Raw genomic sequence first — 2,102 nt, 5'->3', positions numbered from 1 at the left:
CCGGCTTTTTTGAGCGGCTCCGGCCGGTGGCCTGAGCCGGTCGGGGAGGACCCGCTCAGTGACTCCCGCGACTGGCGCTGGCCAAATCGAGAGAGTTTCTGAACAGGCTTAATGCAAAAACCGGCCCTGGAGGCCGGTTTTTTTATGCGCGGTAGGTTGGGTTGAGACGCGTAGCGATGAAGCCCAACAGATCCATACGCCCGGAGCGACATGTTGGGCTTCGCGGAGCTCAGCCCAACCTACCCAGCTCAAGGGTTTGGCGGCAGCGTCGCCATGGCTAGGCCGGGGAAGTCGGTGATCAGGCTGTCCACGCCAAAGTCCGCCAGGCGGCGCATCAGCGCGGGTTCGTTGACCGTCCACACCGAGACGTGCAAGCCGGCCTTCTGCGCCTTGAGCAGGCGTTCCGGGGTGCATAGCGTCCAGTTCAGCGCGAGCAGGTGGCAGCCATAGTGCTTGGCCACTTTCAGCGGATCGAGCCAGGCATATTCGGCGACCAGGCCGCGTTGCAGTTGCGGGGTCAGGCGCCGCAGGGCGCCGAGTACCTCGCGGGAGCTGGAGGTGACGGTGACCTTGTCGGTCAGTTGATAGCGCTCGGCCAGTGCGGCTATGGCCTTGACCATGCGCGCGGAACGGACCTTCGAGGCGCTTTTGACTTCCAGCTGCCAGTGTTCGAACGGGCACTGTTCGAACAATTCGGCTAGGCGCGGAATCGGGCAGGGCAGCTTCCAGTCGGGGCCGCCTTTGCGCGCGTCATAGCCGATCAGTTCGGTGGCGTCGTGTTCGACCACCTTGCCGCGGTGACCGGTGGTGCGCTTGAGGGTAGGGTCGTGGATCACCATCAACTCGCCATCGCGGGACAGGTGCAGGTCCAACTCGCAGCGGCGTACGCCGTGCTGCAGGCATTGCTGGAAGCTTGCCAGGGTATTTTCCGGTGCTTCGCCTTTGGCACCGCGATGTCCATAGATAACCGTCACTGTTGCTCCTTGGGGGCGGCGCCTGGCTGGTGATGACGCACGCTGCTGATCACCTGTTGGTATTCGAAATAGACGCTGAATTCGCGGTAGTCCCAGCGGGTGATCGGTGGGTTGCCGACGCTGGGGTGCTCTTCATCGGCCAGGCCGAAACGCTCCAGCACCGCACGCTGTGACTCGCCAAGCCGGGGCAGCTGAAAGCGGGTGGCGCCTTGCTGGCCGATGGGGATTTGTAGGGTGTCGGCGTTGGCGCCGAGGGGCAGCAAAACGGCGAGAAGTAAAAGGATGCGTGGCATGGCGGCCCTTATTAGCGTTGCAGAGGGTGTTCGCGGGCCTGGCGACGCTCCAGGGCCTGGCGCTGCAGAATATGCCGGGCGAGCAATTGGCGCTGGGCATCGGTCAGGGCTTCGAATTCGGTGCCGATCTCGAACTGTTGAGAAGGCAGCGGCCGGCAATGCACCACCTTGGCTCTTAGCAGCAGGCCCAAGGCTTGCGGCATCAGCACCATCTTGACCGCCAGATGAGTGCCCTGGGCCAGCGCCTGGGCGTTATTGAAGCTGACGCCGCCTTCGGACAGGCTGACTTGGCGCGGTAGACCAATGTCCCGCAACAGGCTCTGCGCCAAGGCCTGGCCGAGCAGGTCGATGCGTTTGTTGATGACCTTGAGGTAATTGGCCAGGGTGCGATCACGCTCGCTGATATGCCGCAGCAGGTGCTGCGACTCGAAGTCCATCAGATGCAGGTCGCTGAGCAGGTTGAACAGCGGTGAGCTGTCGTGCAGTTCATCACTGGCCAGGGCTTCGGCACCGGACAGGGGGGTGAATTCCAGTGCGATCGTATCGTCGATACGATAGTATTCGCGGCGATCATCTTCATCGTGAGTCGACATGGCGAACCCATGGCAGCAGTAGTGGTCTGAGTGTAAAGCTGCTCGCCAAGCCCCGCCACAAGGACGTTCCTTTTTCCCTCGAATCAGCCCCGACATGTTCAGACCTCTGTTCGTATTCATCGGTACGCGCTACACGCGGGCCAAACGTCGCAACCACTTCGTCTCCTTCATTTCCCTGACGTCCATGCTCGGCCTCACCCTCGGGGTGATGGTAATGATCCTGGTGCTGTCGGTGATGAATG

At 62.1% G+C, this 2,102-nt stretch carries 3 protein-coding genes and 1 pseudogene; 1 reads left to right on the top strand and 3 read right to left on the bottom strand.

The annotated features are described in order from the left end of the window. Positions 1-248: 248 nt before the first annotated feature. Genes Q8Q83_RS06675 through Q8Q83_RS06665 form a run of 3 tightly spaced genes read right to left on the bottom strand, consistent with a single transcriptional unit; the run spans position 249 to position 1,860 of the window. Positions 249-974, bottom strand: coding sequence for a glycerophosphodiester phosphodiesterase (locus tag Q8Q83_RS06675; RefSeq protein WP_305622234.1), 726 nt, complete (start codon positions 972-974; stop codon positions 249-251). Beyond that, positions 971-1,267, bottom strand: coding sequence for a phosphodiesterase (locus tag Q8Q83_RS06670; protein ID WP_305622232.1), 297 nt, complete (start codon positions 1,265-1,267; stop codon positions 971-973). The genes Q8Q83_RS06675 and Q8Q83_RS06670 overlap by 4 nt, the downstream gene beginning before the upstream one ends. Before the next feature lie 11 nt (positions 1,268-1,278). Beyond that, positions 1,279-1,860 carry a PilZ domain-containing protein gene (locus Q8Q83_RS06665; RefSeq protein WP_305622230.1) on the bottom strand — a complete coding sequence of 194 codons (582 nt, stop codon included), beginning with the start codon at positions 1,858-1,860 and terminating at the stop codon, positions 1,279-1,281. A gap of 94 nt (positions 1,861-1,954) precedes the next feature. Here Q8Q83_RS06665 and Q8Q83_RS06660 point away from each other — a divergent pair. Beyond that, positions 1,955-2,102: pseudogene (locus tag Q8Q83_RS06660) on the top strand (lipoprotein-releasing system transmembrane subunit LolC); the annotation flags it as partial.

It is taken from the genome of Pseudomonas sp., from assembly GCF_030696055.1.
Taxonomy (GTDB): Bacteria; Pseudomonadota; Gammaproteobacteria; order Pseudomonadales; family Pseudomonadaceae; genus Aquipseudomonas.
This window is presented reverse-complemented; position numbering and strand designations above follow the sequence as displayed.